Annotated in this window: 16 protein-coding genes; 12 read left to right on the plus strand and 4 right to left on the minus strand. The window is 57.8% G+C overall.

What is annotated here, in order from left to right; translation table 11 throughout:
* Positions 1-16 precede the first annotated feature (16 nt).
* The 6 genes from malM to IM273_RS10260 all read left to right on the plus strand — a co-directional run bounded on the left by malM (position 17) and on the right by IM273_RS10260 (position 5,509).
* The gene (gene malM / locus IM273_RS10235) at positions 17-958 is read left to right on the plus strand and encodes a maltose operon protein MalM (protein ID WP_063943950.1); all 942 of its coding nucleotides are present in this window, start codon (positions 17-19) and stop codon (positions 956-958) included.
* A gap of 180 nt (positions 959-1,138) precedes the next feature.
* Positions 1,139-1,636 (plus strand): chorismate lyase, encoded by a 498-nt coding sequence (ubiC, locus tag IM273_RS10240; RefSeq protein ID WP_014882105.1) that lies wholly within the window; start codon positions 1,139-1,141, stop codon positions 1,634-1,636.
* 12 nt (positions 1,637-1,648) lie between these two features.
* A complete protein-coding gene (gene ubiA, locus IM273_RS10245; RefSeq protein ID WP_193051622.1) occupies positions 1,649-2,518 on the plus strand; it encodes a 4-hydroxybenzoate octaprenyltransferase in 870 nt (289 codons plus the stop codon).
* Positions 2,519-2,718: 200 nt separating this feature from the next.
* On the plus strand, positions 2,719-3,690 hold the full coding sequence (locus tag IM273_RS10250; protein ID WP_028015134.1) for a TRAP transporter substrate-binding protein: 972 nt from the start codon (positions 2,719-2,721) through the stop codon (positions 3,688-3,690).
* A gap of 12 nt (positions 3,691-3,702) precedes the next feature.
* Entirely contained in the window at positions 3,703-4,212 is a 510-nt protein-coding gene (locus IM273_RS10255; protein ID WP_045260961.1) for a TRAP transporter small permease, read from the plus strand.
* 10 nt (positions 4,213-4,222) lie between these two features.
* Positions 4,223-5,509, plus strand: coding sequence for a TRAP transporter large permease (locus tag IM273_RS10260; RefSeq protein ID WP_028015136.1), 1,287 nt, complete (start codon positions 4,223-4,225; stop codon positions 5,507-5,509).
* A 93-nt stretch (positions 5,510-5,602) separates the two neighbouring features.
* On the opposite strand, the gene zntA is transcribed toward IM273_RS10260, so the two are convergent.
* A complete protein-coding gene (zntA, locus tag IM273_RS10265; protein ID WP_193051623.1) occupies positions 5,603-7,774 on the minus strand; it encodes a Zn(II)/Cd(II)/Pb(II) translocating P-type ATPase ZntA in 2,172 nt (723 codons plus the stop codon).
* 76 nt (positions 7,775-7,850) lie between these two features.
* Entirely contained in the window at positions 7,851-8,477 is a 627-nt protein-coding gene (locus tag IM273_RS10270) for a lysoplasmalogenase (protein ID WP_028015138.1), read from the minus strand.
* A 129-nt stretch (positions 8,478-8,606) separates the two neighbouring features.
* Between IM273_RS10270 and IM273_RS10275 the strand changes: the two genes are divergently transcribed.
* Complete coding sequence (locus tag IM273_RS10275) at positions 8,607-8,963, plus strand: DUF2500 domain-containing protein (RefSeq protein ID WP_193032173.1); 357 nt, start codon at positions 8,607-8,609, stop codon at positions 8,961-8,963.
* A 60-nt stretch (positions 8,964-9,023) separates the two neighbouring features.
* Here the strand turns inward: IM273_RS10275 and IM273_RS10280 are convergent, their stop codons facing one another.
* Together IM273_RS10280 and rsmD are read right to left on the minus strand one after the other, a co-directional pair.
* On the minus strand, positions 9,024-9,305 hold the full coding sequence (locus IM273_RS10280; RefSeq protein ID WP_014882110.1) for a DUF1145 family protein: 282 nt from the start codon (positions 9,303-9,305) through the stop codon (positions 9,024-9,026).
* Entirely contained in the window at positions 9,289-9,891 is a 603-nt protein-coding gene (gene rsmD, locus IM273_RS10285; RefSeq protein ID WP_028015140.1) for a 16S rRNA (guanine(966)-N(2))-methyltransferase, read from the minus strand. Before rsmD ends, IM273_RS10280 begins: the two co-directional genes overlap by 17 nt.
* A 127-nt stretch (positions 9,892-10,018) precedes the next feature.
* On the opposite strand from rsmD, the gene ftsY reads away from it, so the two are divergent.
* The 5 genes from ftsY (at position 10,019) to IM273_RS10310 (ending at position 15,706) form a co-directional block, all read left to right on the plus strand.
* Positions 10,019-11,479, plus strand: coding sequence for a signal recognition particle-docking protein FtsY (gene ftsY, locus IM273_RS10290; protein ID WP_045631387.1), 1,461 nt, complete (start codon positions 10,019-10,021; stop codon positions 11,477-11,479).
* A 2-nt stretch (positions 11,480-11,481) separates the two neighbouring features.
* Complete coding sequence (ftsE, locus tag IM273_RS10295; protein WP_003861525.1) at positions 11,482-12,153, plus strand: cell division ATP-binding protein FtsE; 672 nt, start codon at positions 11,482-11,484, stop codon at positions 12,151-12,153.
* Positions 12,140-13,195, plus strand: coding sequence for a permease-like cell division protein FtsX (gene ftsX, locus IM273_RS10300; protein WP_045260956.1), 1,056 nt, complete (start codon positions 12,140-12,142; stop codon positions 13,193-13,195). The genes ftsE and ftsX overlap by 14 nt, the downstream gene beginning before the upstream one ends.
* A gap of 251 nt (positions 13,196-13,446) precedes the next feature.
* A complete protein-coding gene (gene rpoH, locus IM273_RS10305) occupies positions 13,447-14,304 on the plus strand; it encodes an RNA polymerase sigma factor RpoH (protein ID WP_028015143.1) in 858 nt (285 codons plus the stop codon).
* 136 nt (positions 14,305-14,440) lie between these two features.
* Positions 14,441-15,706 (plus strand): 4-aminobutyrate--2-oxoglutarate transaminase, encoded by a 1,266-nt coding sequence (locus tag IM273_RS10310; RefSeq protein ID WP_069733688.1) that lies wholly within the window; start codon positions 14,441-14,443, stop codon positions 15,704-15,706.
* Positions 15,707-15,823: the final 117 nt, after the last annotated feature.

The raw sequence follows: 15,823 nt of genomic DNA on the forward strand, positions 1-15,823 counted from the left end.
ATCAGAGGTAATAACAATGAAAATGAAGAAAAGTCTCGTCGCGCTGTACCTCTCTGCGGGGCTGCTGGCCAGCGTGCCGGCGCTAACGTTCGCAGAAGTGAATTTTGTTCCTCAGAATACGTCCACGGCGCCTTCCGTTCCGACGGCAGCGCTGCAGCAGCTGACCTGGACACCGGTTGATCAATCCAAAACGCAGTCCACACAGCTTTCCACGGGCGGGCAACAGCTGAATGTGCCCGGCATTTCCGGCCCGGTTGCTGCCTACAGCGTTCCGGCCAATATTGGCGAGCTGACCCTGACGCTGACCAGTGAAGTGAATAAGCAGACCAGCGTATTTGCGCCGAACGTGCTGATCCTCGACCAGAACATGACGCCATCTGCCTTCTTCCCGAGCGAGTATTTTACCTATCAGGAGCCCGGCGTGATGAGCGCGGACCGGCTTGAGGGCGTGATGCGTCTGACGCCAGCGCTGGGTCAGCAAAAAATCTACGTGCTGGTATTCACCACCGATAAAGATTTGCAGCAAACCACCAGGTTAGTGGATCCGGCAAAAGCGTATGCAAAAGGTACCGGCAATGCGGTGCCGGATATTCCCGACCCGATTGCCCGCCACGCAACGGACGGTCTGGTGAAGTTAAAAGTCTCCACCAATAGCGCTTCCAGCGTGCTGGTTGGCCCGCTGTTTGGTTCGTCTGGTCCGGGGCCGGTCACCGTCGGTAATACCGCCGCTCCAGCCTATGCCGCGCCAGTTGCCGCTGCGCCAGCCGCAGCGCCAGCCCCGGCGAAGAAAGCCGAGCCCGTACTGAACGACACCGAAGAGTACTTCAACAACGCCATTAAGCAGGCGGTGAAGCGCGGCGATGTCGATAAAGCGCTGAAACTGCTTGATGAAGCCGAACGTTTAGGTTCAACCACTGCCCGTTCCACCTTTATCAGCAGTGTAAAAGGCAAGGGGTAACTGTTCCCCACAGTGCTGATTTGTTAGTAGTTTAGTGCGCCTGAGTGGGCGCACTTTTTTTCGTATTCGCCAGGCTGTTGCGCCCATGTTGCGATAGTGATCGTTAAATAACGTTTGGCCCCCCCTCATTGCCCGTTTCTGCGATACAATGCCATTACGTTATGTATCGGAGAGTCTGGCATGTCACACCCCGCGCTAACGCAACTGCGTGCGCTGCGCTATTTCGACCAAATACCTGCGCTTGATCCGCAGCAGCTGGACTGGTTGCTGCTGGAAGATTCCATGACAAAACGTTTTGAGCAACAGGGTAAAACGGTCACGGTAACCCTTATACAGGAAGGGTTTGTCTCCGGCGATGAGATCGCCAGCGAGCTGCCGCTGTTGCCGCAAGAGGAACGCTACTGGCTGCGTGAAATTTTGCTCTGTGCCGATGGCGAACCCTGGCTTGCCGGGCGGACGGTGGTGCCTGAATCTACCCTATCCGGGCCTGAGCTGGCGCTGCAGCGGCTGGGGAAAACGCCGCTGGGACGTTATCTTTTCACCTCATCTGAGCTGACCAGGGATTTCATTGAAATTGGGCGTGATGCCGAACTGTGGGGGCGCCGTTCCCGCCTTCGTCTGAGCGGTAAGCCGTTAATCCTGACGGAGCTATTTTTACCGGCATCACCGTTGTACTAAGAGGAAGAAAAAATGGAGTGGACCCTGACGCAGAATAAGCTGTTGGCGTATCACCGCTTAATGCGTACCGATAAACCCATTGGCGCGTTGCTGCTGCTGTGGCCGACCTTATGGGCGCTGTGGGTGGCCACGCCGGGCATGCCGCCGCTGTGGATCCTGGGCGTATTCGTTGCCGGCGTCTGGCTGATGCGCGCGGCGGGCTGCGTGGTGAATGACTATGCCGATCGTAAATTTGACGGCCACGTAAAGCGCACTGCCAACCGCCCGCTACCCAGCGGCCAGGTGACCGGGAAAGAAGCGCGCGTACTGTTCATCGTTCTGGTGCTGCTCTCTTTCCTGCTGGTATTAACCCTGAACACCATGACGATTCTGCTGTCCGTCGCGGCGCTTGCTCTGGCCTGGGTTTATCCCTTTATGAAGCGCTACACCCATCTGCCTCAGGTGGTGCTGGGGGCGGCGTTTGGCTGGTCGATTCCGATGGCGTTTGCGGCAGTTAGTGAGTCCTTACCGCTTAGCTGCTGGCTGATGTTCCTGGCGAACATCCTCTGGGCCGTGGCGTATGACACGCAATATGCGATGGTTGACCGCGACGATGACATGAAAATTGGCATTAAATCCACCGCCATTCTCTTTGGACGCCAGGACAAACTCATCATTGGCATTCTGCAGGTTGCGGTACTGGCGCTGATGGTCGCGATTGCGCGCCTGAACGGACTGAACTGGGAATTTTACTGGTCGATACTGGTAGCAGGGCTGCTGTTTGCCTACCAGCAGAAGCTGATTGCAAAACGCGAACGCGAAGCCTGCTTTAAAGCGTTTATGAACAATAACTATGTCGGTCTGGTGCTGTTTTTAGGCCTGGTCATGAGCTATTTTTCCTGATTGACGCGCGGTCATGCCCCGCCGGGTATGGCCGCGTCGTTACCCGGCATTACCGCCCTCACAAATTTAAACCATCGTTTCATAAATTCGCGCTTTTGTGAGGCGCTTCACCTACGCTTCTCCCGGGCTAGTCTATTTTCTAAGCGTAAAAAAATAAAACACTGTTTTAACGCTGACATCGCTACCCTGGAGCTGACTCAATGAATACGACCCTCAAGCCGTTACTGGCCGCGCTGTGCCTGTCTGCTTTTGCCTGCACCGTTTCTGCCCAAACCATCAAAGCCGCCGATGTGCATCCTGAAGGCTACCCGAACGTGGTCGCGGTTCAGCACATGGGTGAAAAACTCAAACAACAAACCGACGGCAAGCTGGAGATTAAGGTCTTCCCCGGCGGCGTGCTGGGGGATGAAAAGCAGATGATTGAGCAGGCGCAGATGGGGGCGATTGACATGATCCGCGTCTCCATGGCGCCGGTTGCCGCCATCCTGCCGGATATCGAAGTCTTCACCCTGCCGTACGTTTTCCGGGATGAGGATCATATGCATAAAGTGATCGACGGGGATATCGGCAAGCAGATCGGCGACAAGCTGACCGCGAACCCGAAATCCCGCCTGGTGTTCCTCGGCTGGATGGATTCCGGCACCCGCAACCTGATCACCAAAGAGCCGATCGTCAAACCTGAAGATCTGAAAGGGAAGAAAATCCGCGTGCAGGGCAGCCCGGTGGCACTCGCCACGCTGAAGGACATGGGGGCGAACTCGGTGGCGATGGGCGTTAGCGAGGTTTACAGCGGCATGCAGACCGGCGTGATCGACGGCGCGGAGAATAACCCGCCCACCTTTATCGCCCACAACTACATGCCGGTTGCTAAAAACTACACCCTCAGCGGCCACTTTATCACCCCGGAAATGCTGCTCTATTCAAAAGTGAAATGGGACAAGCTGAGCGCTGATGAACAGCAAAAAATCCTGACCCTGGCCCGTGAAGCGCAGTTCGAACAGCGCAAGCTGTGGAATGCGTATAACGACCAGGCGCTGGCGAAAATGAAGGCGGGCGGCGTGCAGTTCCACGATATCGATAAGACGGTATTCATCAAGGCCACAGAGCCGGTGCGCGCCCAGTATGGCGACAAGCATCAGGATCTGATGAAAGCCATCGCTGACGTCCAGTAATACGGAGCACGTATGTCCGAACTCTACCTGAAGTGGATGGACCGTCTGTACCTGCTCGCCATGGCGGTGGCGGGTGTATCGCTGCTGGTGATGACGATTGTCATCCCCATCGGCATCTTCTCACGCTACGTGCTCAACCGCGGCGAATCCTGGCCGGAGCCCGTCGCCATTATCTGCATGGTGACGTTCACCTTCATCGGCGCGGCGGTGAGCTACCGCGCCGGGTCGCACATTGCGGTCAATATGCTCACCGACCGTCTGCCCGCGTCGCTGCAAAAGTTGTGTGTACGTGTGGTTGATCTGCTGATGCTGCTGATTTCCGGTCTGATGTGCTGGTACAGCTACTGGCTGTGCGTCGAGCTGTGGGAGCAGCCGGTGGCGGAGTTCCCGATCCTGACTTCCGGCGAAAGTTACCTGCCGCTGCCGATCGGGTCGGCGATTTTGATTCTGTTCGTGCTTGAACGCCTGCTGTTTGGCGCGCAGGAAAACCGTCCGGTCGTGCTGATCGGCAATCACAGTTAAGGGGTGAACAATGGATGCTTTTGTTTTGTTATTCACCCTCGCCATTTTGCTGGCGCTGGGGATGCCGGTGGCCTTCGCCGTGGGGCTGAGCGCCGTGGCAGGTGCGCTGTGGATTGATTTACCGCTGGAGGCGCTGATGATCCAGATCACCAGTGGGGTGAACAAATTTACCCTGCTGGCGATCCCGTTCTTCATCCTTGCCGGAGCGATCATGGCGGAAGGGGGCATTGCCCGACGGCTGGTTAACTTCGCCTATGTGTTTGTCGGCTTTATTCGCGGCGGGCTGTCGCTGGTGAACATCGTCGCCTCGACGTTCTTCGGCGCGATTTCTGGCTCGTCGGTGGCGGATACAGCGTCCATCGGCAGCGTGATGATCCCGGAGATGGAGAAGAAGGGCTATCCGCGCGAATACGCGGCGGCGGTCACGGCCAGCGGGTCGGTGCAGGCGATTCTGATCCCGCCCAGCCACAACTCGGTGATTTATTCCCTGGCGGCGGGGGGAACGGTCTCCATCGCCACGCTGTTTATCGCCGGCGTGCTGCCGGGGCTGCTGCTGGGGCTGTGCCTGATGATCCTCTGTCTCGGATTCGCCCACAAGCGCGGTTACCCGAAGGGTGAGAAAATCCCGTTTAAGCAGGCGGTGAAGATTTTACTTGATGCCCTGTGGGGGCTGATGACGGTGGTGATTATCCTCGGCGGGATCTTGTCCGGGATATTTACGGCGACGGAATCCGCCGCCGTGGCCTGCCTGTGGGCATTCTTCGTCACCATGTTTATCTACCGCGACTACAAATGGAGCGAACTGCCGAAGCTGATGTGCCGCACGGTGAAAACCGTCACCATCGTGATGATTTTAATCGGCTTTGCCGCGGCGTTTGGCGCGGTGATGACCTACATGCAGCTGCCGATGCGCATCACCGAGTTCTTCACGTCGCTCTCTGATAATAAGTACGTGATCCTGATGTATCTCAACATCATGCTGCTGCTGATCGGCACGCTGATGGACATGGCGCCGATCATTCTGATCCTGACGCCGGTGCTGCTGCCGGTGACCAACTCTTTGGGGATCGACCCGGTGCACTTCGGGATGATCATGATGGTTAACCTGGGGATCGGGCTGATCACCCCGCCGGTCGGGTCGGTGCTGTTTGTGGCGAGCGCGGTGAGCAAGCAGAAGATTGAAACCGTGGTACGGGCGATGCTGCCGTTTTACGGTATGTTGCTGGTGGTGCTGGGGATGGTGACGTACATCCCGGCTATATCATTGTGGCTGCCGAGGATGTTGGGGATGCAGTAACGCCGTTTTTTGCCGGGTGGCGGCTGCGCCTTCCCCGGCCTACGGTTCAGAATTGTTGTAGGCCCGGTAAGGCGCAGCCGCCACCGGGCGTTTTTATTTCCGCCGTAATAATCTCAACGCGTTCGCCGTGACCAGCACCGTCGCCCCGGTATCTGCCAGCACCGCCAGCCACAGGCCAGTCATGCCGAGCAGCGTGGTGACGAGAAATATCCCCTTCAGACCCAGCGCAATGCCGATGTTCTGGCGAATATTGGCGCGCGTCGCCCGCGCAAGATCTATCATCTGCGCCAGCCCGGTCAGGCGGTTGTGCGTCAGCGCCGCGTCGGCGGTCTCCAGCGCCACGTCGGTGCCGCTGCCCATCGCAATGCCAATGGTTGAGGCCTTCATCGCCGGGGCATCGTTAATTCCGTCACCGACCATCGCCAGCGGCGCGCGGCTGTTCAGTTCAGTTACCGCGCTGACCTTGTCCGCAGGCAGTAATCCGGCCTTAAACGCCAGCCCCAGCTCGTCGGCAATCGCAGCCGCCGCGCGCGGGTTATCGCCGGTGAGGATCACGCCCTGTACGCCCAACTGATGCAGCGCCGCCACGGCGTCTTTGGCGTCATCGCGTAGAGTGTCGCGTAGTGCCAGCATGCCCTTCGACACGCCGTCCTGCATCACGGCAACGACCGTCTGCCCGGCCTGCTCTAACGCCTCAACCTGTGGATGAGAGAACGCGCCCGCCGCGACAATCAGCACCTTTTTGCCGTCGACGACGGCCTCAATCCCTGACCCGACCAGCGCCCGTTGGGCGGTTGCCGAAGGGATAGCCAGCCCGCGTCTCTGCGCTTCACACACTATCGCCTGCGCCAGCGGGTGAGTGGAGCCCTGCTCAACGGCGGCGGCCATGATCAGCAGTTCGTCTTCACTGATGTCCTGCGGATAGATGCCGGTGACCTGCGGCTTGCCAACCGTCAGCGTGCCGGTTTTATCGAAGGCGATGTGCTGAACCTGGCTCAGCTGTTCCAGCGCCGCGCCGCCCTTAATCAGCGCCCCGCGACGTGCCGCCGCCGCCAGCCCCGAGGTAATCGCCGCGGGCGTAGAGATCACCAGTGCGCACGGGCAGCCAATCAGCAGCAGGGTCAGCCCTTTATAAATCCAGCCCTCCCACGGCGCGCCGAAGAACAGCGGTGGAATCACGGTAACCAGCAGGGCGACCAGCATGATGGCGGGGGTGTAAATCCGGCTGAAGCGGTCAATAAAGCGTTCGACCGGCGCGCGGCGCTCCTCGGCCTCTTCAATCAGCTTCAGGATACGGTCGATGGCGCTGTCACCCGGCTCGGACAGGACTTTGAGCTGCACCAGGCGGTCGACGCTGGTGGCACCGGCAGGGACTTTTTCGCCTGCCGCACGCTCCACCGGAATGGATTCCCCGGTCAGGGCGCTTTCGTCAAAGCTCGCGGTGGCGGTAACGAGAGCCCCATCGGCAGGCAGACGCCCGCCCGCGGCGACTTCAATCACGTCGCCCGGGCGCAGCGTGTTGATGGCGACCGTTTCACGTTTGCCTCCATTGACCCGCGTGGCGGTTTCTGGCTTCAGCGCCATCAGCGCGCTCACCCCTTTGCGCGCCCGGCTCGCTGCCCAGCCCTCAAGCCGTTCGCCGATCAGGAACAGCAGCAGCACCATCGCCGCTTCCGCCGTCGCGCCAATGAACAGCGCGCCAATGGCCGCCACGCTCATCAACGTTTCAATGGCAAACCAGCTGCCGCTTCTCATCAGGCGCAGTGCCTGACGGGCAATCGGGAACAGGCCAACCAGCGTGGTGGCGATAAACGCCAGGTTGCCGAACGGGTGGTTAATCTGCTCCAGACCCCAGCTCAGGGCCATCATGATGATGAGGGTAATAAGCGGCAGGTTTTCTTTCAGGGGAGAGGTTTTTTCGGCAGGTGCCGTTTCGCTGCGCAGGGTATAGCCCGCCTTGCTGACGGCGGCTTCTACCTGCTTGCTGACGTCTTTTTCGGCGCTGACCAGTAGCTTTTCGGTGGCGAACAGGACCTGAACGTGGTTCACGCCCGGTACCTGCCTCACCGCGTTTTCCACTTTGCGGGCGCAGGCCGCGCAGTCCATGCCGTTGACGACCCAGCTGTAGCGGTTGCCGTTTTCAGGCAGCGCATCGACCTGCGTTTCGCACGCGCCCTCGCAGCAGCAGTCGTCTTTCGGCGGAACCGGGCTGAGCTTAAGCGCCGAGAATTGTGGGACTTTTTTTGGAATTTCTGGAGTCGACATGGCATTCTCCGGTAATGATAATTTTCTCATTAACCGCAGCATACACTCTGGAGTCGACTCCAGAGTCAAGCGTTATTTAGATATACAATGAACGCACGATCAGGAAGTGCCCGGCAAAGTAGCAGGCGGACGAAATCGCGTTGTCCGCGCGGAAGCGGCGGCGATAGTGGCTGCCCAGCCAGACGATATTGCCGATTAACAGCAGCGCCGCGCCGAAGAACGCGGACATCGCCTGAGATGTCGGGCGGAAGAACCACAGTTCACCGGCCAGCCACACCATCACCAGCGTCATGGCGATAAACGTGCATACCGGCAGACGCATCTCTTCCAGACGCGACCAGATCACCGCAATCAGCAGCGCGCCAATCACCAGCAGCACCAGCGGCAGCGGCCAGAAGAAGGAGAGCGTCATCTGGCTGGCAAAGTAGATGGTATACAGCAGATGGGAGAGGAAAAATGCCCCCACGGCATACAGCAGGCGCTGACGCGGCAGCAGGGTTAAGGCATCACCAATCAGGGAGGCACACAGCCCGGCGAGCACCAGATAGCTGATGGCGTTAAACATCGGAGCCTGCCAGGCGAGCAGCAGAAGCAACAGCAGCGTGACGGGTTTAAACAACCAGCGCTGCCAGGCTGGACCGCGATAGGACGCATCGACATAAAGCCATGCGGAAAAACAGACAGCGATAAATGACCAAAGCATATTAACTCCCTGTAACTGTTGAGGCTGAATAATCAGTTTCTGATCCAGTGTAGTGACGCGAGCGGGCGTTTGGCAATGCCGGGGCAGGCGAGGTATCCTGAATTCCGCATAATCTGATGGGATGTTTCAATGAGCAAGATGCCGCTGTTTTTCATTATCGTGGTGGCGATTATCGTCATTGCCGCCTCGTTTCGCTTCGTGCAGCAGCGCCGCGAAAAGGCGGACAACGACGCCGCGCCGCTGATGCACAAGCGCGTAGTGGTGGCGAACAAACGCGAGAAACCGCTTAACGACCGCCGCTCTCGCCAGCAGCAGGTGACGCCCGCGGGCACCGGCATGCGCTATGAAGCCAGCTTTAAGCCGGAAACCGGCGGTCTGGAGATGACCTTCCGCCTGGAGGCGCAGCAGTACCATCAGCTGACGGTGGGAGAGAAAGGCACGCTGAGCTATAAAGGGTCGCGTTTTGTAGGTTTTAGGGCTGAATAATGCGCGATCGGTCCCCTCTCCCAGTGGGAGAGGGTTAGGGTGAGGGCATCACACCGCACCTTACTTCTTCACCTGCGCCTTAAACTTCTTCATCCACACCAGCAGTTCAAACACGCCGAAAATAAACACCCGCAGCTGCTGCCAGCCGGTCATCGGCGGGCCATCTTTCGGCAGGCCGTTTTTCAGCATCACCATCTGCAGGGCGTGCATGAACGAGGTGAAAATCAGCGCCACGTTAACAAAGATGTTCAACGGGCGCGGGAACGGGTGCACCAGATTCAAAATCAAAAATGCCCAGACGCCCAGCATCAGCAAGCGTCCCAGGTTAATCAGTACCGGCATCGGATCCTCCTTGTGCCTGACGGTGATACAGACGATAAGCCACCTGGCCTGCGACCTTCTCGCGGTGCAGATCCCAGTGAACGGGAACGGGTGGCAGGCCGTTTTCCACTTCGCTTTCTACATAAATCAGCGCGTCATCCGCCAGCCAGCCATTGTGCTCCAGCAGGGATAACGTCTCTTCCAGCAACCCCTTGCGGAACGGCGGGTCGACAAAGACCACGTTATGCGGCGTACCCTGCTGCGCGAGGAAACTCAGCGTATTGGTGTTGACCACTTTCGCATTCGTCGCCTTCAGCGTCGCCAGATTTTGCTGCAGCGTCTGCGCAACGCCGCGCTCCATCTCCAGCAGCGTGGCGCTGGCGGCGTAGCGCGACAGCGCTTCCAGCCCTAAGGCACCGCTTCCGGCGAAGCAGTCCAGGCAGTGGGCGTCTACCATTGATGGGGCAAGCCAGTTAAACAGCGTCTCGCGAACGCGGTCGGTTGTAGGGCGTAAACCGGGGCTGTCCGGCACCGGTAATTTCCGGCCTCGCCACTGGCCGCCGATAATGCGAATTTGACCGGCCGGGGCGCGGGTGGGTTTCTTCATCTCTGGAAAGCTCTGTTAACCATAGCCCTGCGATTGCGGGCGGTGATGTCAATTAAGTAAAGTGTTAGACTATTTCATCATTTTTTTAGCTTCCCTGTATATAGCGCCGCGAGGAGTGTAGTCGCAGATGGCAAAACAAAAAAAACGTGGCTTCTTTTCCTGGTTGGGTTTCGGTGAAAAAGAGCAAGAAACAGAACAGAAAACCGAAGAGCAACAGGTTGTAGAAGAGCAGTCACAGCCTGAAACGCCTGTCGAAACCGCTGCGGTTGTCGAAGCGGAAGAACCAGCGCACAGCAAAGAAGAGATTGAATCCTTTGCTGAAGAGGTGGTTGAGGTCACTGAGCAGGTTCAGGAGAGCGAGAAGCCAGAGCCGGTTATCGTAGAAACCCTTACCGAAGCGCCGCAGGCCGCTATCGAACACGAAGCGCTGCCGCTGCCCGAAGAGGTTAAAGCTGAAGAGGTTTCTGCCGAAGAGTGGCAGGCCGAAGCGGAAACCGTTGAAATCGTTGAGGCGGTGGAAGAAGAGGCGGCACTTGAGCCAGAGCTGACCGACGAAGAGCTGGAAGCTCAGGCGCTGGCGGCGGAAGCGGCTGAAGAAGCGGTAATCGTCGTGCCGGTGGAAGAGCAGGCCGAAGAAGAGATCGTTCAGGAGCAGGAAAAACCGACCAAAGAAGGTTTCTTCGCGCGCCTGAAGCGCAGCCTGCTCAAAACCAAAGAAAACTTAGGTTCCGGATTTATCAGTCTTTTCCGCGGCAAGAAGATCGACGACGATCTGTTTGAAGAGCTGGAAGAGCAGCTGCTGATTGCGGACGTGGGCGTGGAAACTACCCGTAAGATCATCGCCAACCTGACCGAAGGGGCGAGCCGCAAACAGCTGCGCGACGCCGAGGCGCTGTACGGCCTGCTGAAAGACGAGATGGGTGAAATTCTCGCAAAAGTTGACGAACCGCTTAATATTGAAGGCAAAACGCCATTTGTTATTCTGATGGTTGGCGTTAACGGCGTGGGTAAAACCACCACCATCGGCAAGCTGGCGCGCCAGTTTGAGCAGCAGGGCAAATCGGTGATGCTGGCGGCGGGCGATACCTTCCGTGCGGCAGCGGTTGAGCAGCTCCAGGTGTGGGGCCAGCGCAACAACATTCCGGTGATTGCCCAGCACACCGGCGCGGATTCCGCATCCGTGATTTTCGATGCCATCCAGGCGGCGAAGTCGCGCAACGTGGACGTGCTGATTGCTGACACCGCAGGGCGTTTGCAAAACAAATCGCACCTGATGGAAGAGCTGAAGAAAATCGTCCGCGTCATGAAGAAGCTGGACGAAGATGCACCGCATGAAATTATGCTGACTATCGACGCCAGCACCGGGCAGAACGCCATTAGCCAGGCGAAGCTGTTCCATGAAGCGGTAGGGCTGACGGGGATCACGCTGACCAAACTGGACGGCACCGCGAAAGGCGGGGTGATCTTCTCCGTGGCCGACCAGTTCGGCATTCCTATCCGCTACATCGGTGTGGGCGAGCGTATTGAGGATTTGCGTCCGTTTAAGGCGGACGACTTTATTGAGGCATTATTTGCCCGAGAGGACTAACAATGATTCGCTTTGAACACGTCAGCAAGGCCTATCTCGGTGGGAGACAAGCGCTGCAGGGGGTAACGTTCCACCTGCAGCCAGGCGAGATGGCATTCCTGACCGGCCATTCCGGCGCGGGGAAAAGTACCCTGCTCAAGCTTATCTGTGGGATCGAACGGCCAAGCGCCGGGAAAATCTGGTTCAGCGGCCACGAAATTAGCCGTCTGAAAAACCGTGAAGTGCCGTTTCTGCGTCGTCAGATTGGCATGATTTTCCAGGATCACCACCTGCTGATGGATCGCACCGTTTTCGATAACGTGGCGATCCCGCTGATTATTGCCGGCGCCAGCTATGACGATATCCGCCGTCGCGTCTCTGCGGCGCTGGACAAGGTCGGGCTGCTGGACAAAGCGAAGAACTTCCCGATCCAGCTTTCCGGCGGTGAACAGCAGCGCGTGGGCATCGCCCGCGCGGTGGTGAACAAGCCTGCCGTACTGCTGGCGGATGAACCGACCGGTAACCTGGACGATGCCCTGTCCGAAGGGATTTTGCGTCTGTTTGAGGAATTCAACCGCGTAGGGGTAACGGTACTGATGGCGACGCACGACATGGGGCTGATTTCCCGTCGTTCGTACCGCATGCTGACCCTGAGCGACGGGCATTTGCACGGAGGCCACGGTGAACAAGCGTGATGCAATGAACCAGATTCGGCAGTTCGGGAACCGGTTCGACCGTTTCCGTAAGCCGCAGGGCGGCGGTGACGGCAGTCGTAATGCGCCTAAGCGCCAGAAAGCGGCGCCGAAACCGGCCTCCCGCAAGACCAACGTGTTTAACGAACAGGTGCGCTACGCCTTCCACGGCGCGCTGCAGGACCTGAAAAGCAAACCGCTGGCGACGTTCCTGACGGTGATGGTGATCGCCATCTCCCTGACGCTGCCAAGCGTCTGCTACATGGTCTATAAGAACGTCAACCAGGCGGCGTCGCAGTATTACCCGTCACCGCAGATCACCGTTTATCTGGATAAAGCGCTCGACGATAACGCGGCGGCGCAGGTGGTCGGGCAAATCCAGGCCGAGCAGGGCGTGGAGAAGGTGAATTATCTCTCCCGTGAAGAAGCGTTGGGCGAGTTCCGTAACTGGTCAGGCTTTGGCGGCGCGCTGGACATGCTGGAAGAGAACCCGCTGCCCGCCGTTGCGGTGGTGATCCCGAAGCTGGATTTCCAGGGTACCGATTCGCTGAATACCCTGCGCGACCGCATCACACGCATCAACGGGATTGATGAAGTGCGCATGGACGACAGCTGGTTTGCCCGTCTTGCGGCGCTGACCGGGCTGGTGGGGCGCGTGTCGGCGATGATCGGCGTGCTGATGGTGGCAGCGGTGTTCCTCGTCATCGGTAACAGCGTGCGTCTGAGCATCTTTGCGCGTCGCGATACCATCAACGTGCAAAAACTGATTGGCGCAACGGATGGTTTCATCCTGCGTCCGTTCCTCTACGGTGGCGCACTGCTCGGTTTCTCCGGCGCATTTCTTTCACTAATATTGTCAGAAATTTTGGTGATGCGGCTTTCGTCTGCCGTCACCGAAGTGGCGCAGGTTTTCGGAACTAAGTTTGATATCAGTGGCTTAGGCTTCGATGAGTGCCTTCTGTTGCTGCTGGTGTGCTCCATGATCGGCTGGATTGCCGCATGGCTGGCAACGGTTCAACATTTACGCCACTTTACTCCCGACTAATAAAAGCGTGATATAATCTTTCCCTGCACCGAGATGTTCGCTCTGCAGGGAAAGCGTCCCTGTTGTCTCTTCCCCTGTTATCATCTCCATGTCACATTTTGTGCGTAATTTATTCACCGTTGCACCTGGAACTTGTGGATAAAATCACTGTCTGATAAAAGAGTGAATGCTAATCTCGTTGCTCAAACGCTTTGGCATGGTTGTTGCCTGACGGGGACAGCCTGGACCAGAAGAAACATTGAGAGGAATGAATGACCAAAGAAATGCAAACTTTAGCTTTAGCCCCTGTTGGTAACCTGGAATCTTACATCCGGGCTGCGAACACCTGGCCGATGTTAACGGCCGAGGAAGAAAAGGAGCTTGCTGAAAAGCTGCATTACCAGGGCGATCTGGAAGCAGCGAAAAAGCTGATCCTGTCTCACCTGCGCTTTGTTGTTCACATTGCTCGTAACTATGCGGGCTATGGCCTGCCGCAGGCGGACTTGATTCAGGAAGGTAACATCGGCCTGATGAAGGCTGTACGTCGCTTTAACCCGGAAGTGGGCGTGCGACTGGTCTCCTTCGCCGTACACTGGATCAAAGCAGAAATTCATGAATACGTGCTGCGCAACTGGCGTATCGTGAAAGTCGCCACGACAAAAGCGCAACGTAAGCTGTTCTTCAACCTGCGTAAAACCAAGCAGCGTCTGGGCTGGTTCAATCAGGATGAAGTGGAAATGGTGGCGCGCGAGCTGGGTGTATCCAGCAAAGACGTCCGTGAGATGGAATCCCGTATGGCCGCGCAGGACATGACCTTTGATATGTCCTCCGACGACGACGCATCTGACAGCCAGCCGATGGCACCGGTTCTGTATCTGCAGGATAAAACCTCTAACTTTGCCGACGGCATTGAAGAGGACAACTGGGAAGATCAGGCCGCGAACAAGCTGACCCATGCGATGGAAGGCCTCGACGAGCGTAGCCAGGACATTATCCGCGCCCGCTGGCTGGACGAAGACAACAAGTCCACGCTGCAGGAGCTGGCTGACCGCTACGGCGTTTCTGCGGAACGTGTCCGTCAGCTTGAAAAGAACGCCATGAAAAAACTTCGCGCTGCTATCGAAGCGTAATTACCGCGAAGTACACCGAGAGCCCTCGAATGCAAATTCGGGGGTTTTGTTTTTTTAGCGCCCGCTCTGGCGAATTTCTCCCCCCTGGCAAACACTTACTGATGCGCTAAGCAGGCGATTTTCTCAGGGGGTCAGGGTGAAAAATAACGAACTGAATGACCGGCGTTTACAGGCGACGCCGCGCGGCATCGGCGTGATGTGTAACTTCTATGCTGATAAAGCCGAAAACGCCACGGTGTGGGACGTGGAAGGCAATGAGTACATCGACTTCGCCGCCGGGATCGCGGTGCTGAATACCGGCCATCGCCATCCCAAAGTTATCTCCGCTATCGAAAAACAACTCCACGCTTTTACCCACACGGCCTACCAGATTGTGCCGTATGAGGGCTATGTGGCGCTTGCCGAGCGCATCAACCAGCGCGTGCCGATTGACGGCCCGGCCAAAACCGCCTTCTTCTCGACGGGTGCTGAAGCGGTCGAAAACGCGGTCAAAATTGCCCGCGCGTATACCAGACGCCCCGGCCTTATCACCTTCGGCGGCGCGTTCCACGGTCGCACCTTTATGACCATGGCGCTGACCGGTAAGGTCGCGCCGTACAAGCTGGGTTTCGGCCCGTTCCCCGGTTCGGTATACCACGCTCAATTCCCTGACGATCTGCACGGCATCAGCACGGCGGAAGCATTAAAAAGCCTGGAGCGCATCTTTAAGGCCGATATCGCCCCAGACCAGGTGGCGGCCATTATTCTCGAACCGGTTCAGGGAGAGGGCGGGTTCAACATTGCGCCCGCTGATTTTATGCAGGCGCTGCGCGCCCTGTGCGATACCCACGGAATTTTGCTGATTGCCGACGAGGTGCAAAGCGGCTTCGCCCGCACCGGCAAGCTGTTCTCGATGGAACACCACTGCGTGAAGCCGGACCTGATCACCATGGCAAAAAGCCTCGCGGGCGGGATGCCGCTCTCAGCGGTATCGGGCCGCGCCGAGGTGATGGACGCGCCTGCACCTGGCGGTCTGGGCGGTACCTACGCAGGTAACCCGCTGGCGATTGCCGCGGCGCACGCGGTGCTGGACGTGATTGACGAGGAAGATCTCTGCACACGCTCGGCGCATCTCGGCCATCATCTGGTAGAAGTGCTCAACAAAGCGAAGGAAAACTGCCCGTTCATCGCCGACATCCGTGCCCAGGGCTCGATGGTCGCGGTAGAGTTTAACGATCCGCAATCTGGGCAACCGTCGCCGGAATTTACCCGTCAGGTGCAGGAGCGCGCGTTGAACGAAGGGCTGCTGCTCCTGAGCTGCGGCGTTTACGGCAACGTGATCCGCTTCCTTTATCCGCTTACCATCCCAGAAGCGCAGTTTCGCAAAGCGCTGGACATTATCTCCGCGTCGCTGACACGTTAAAGCCACCAGCCCGGCGGTAAATCCTGTCGGGCTTATCATATATTCATTTCAAATTAGCTATTCCAAAATCATAAAAATGGGGTATGTTTTAGCAGAGTATGCTGAAAAAGCGCGAAC

Source organism: Enterobacter cloacae complex sp. P13B (assembly GCF_014895915.1).
Classification (GTDB): Bacteria; Pseudomonadota; Gammaproteobacteria; order Enterobacterales; family Enterobacteriaceae; genus Enterobacter; species Enterobacter bugandensis.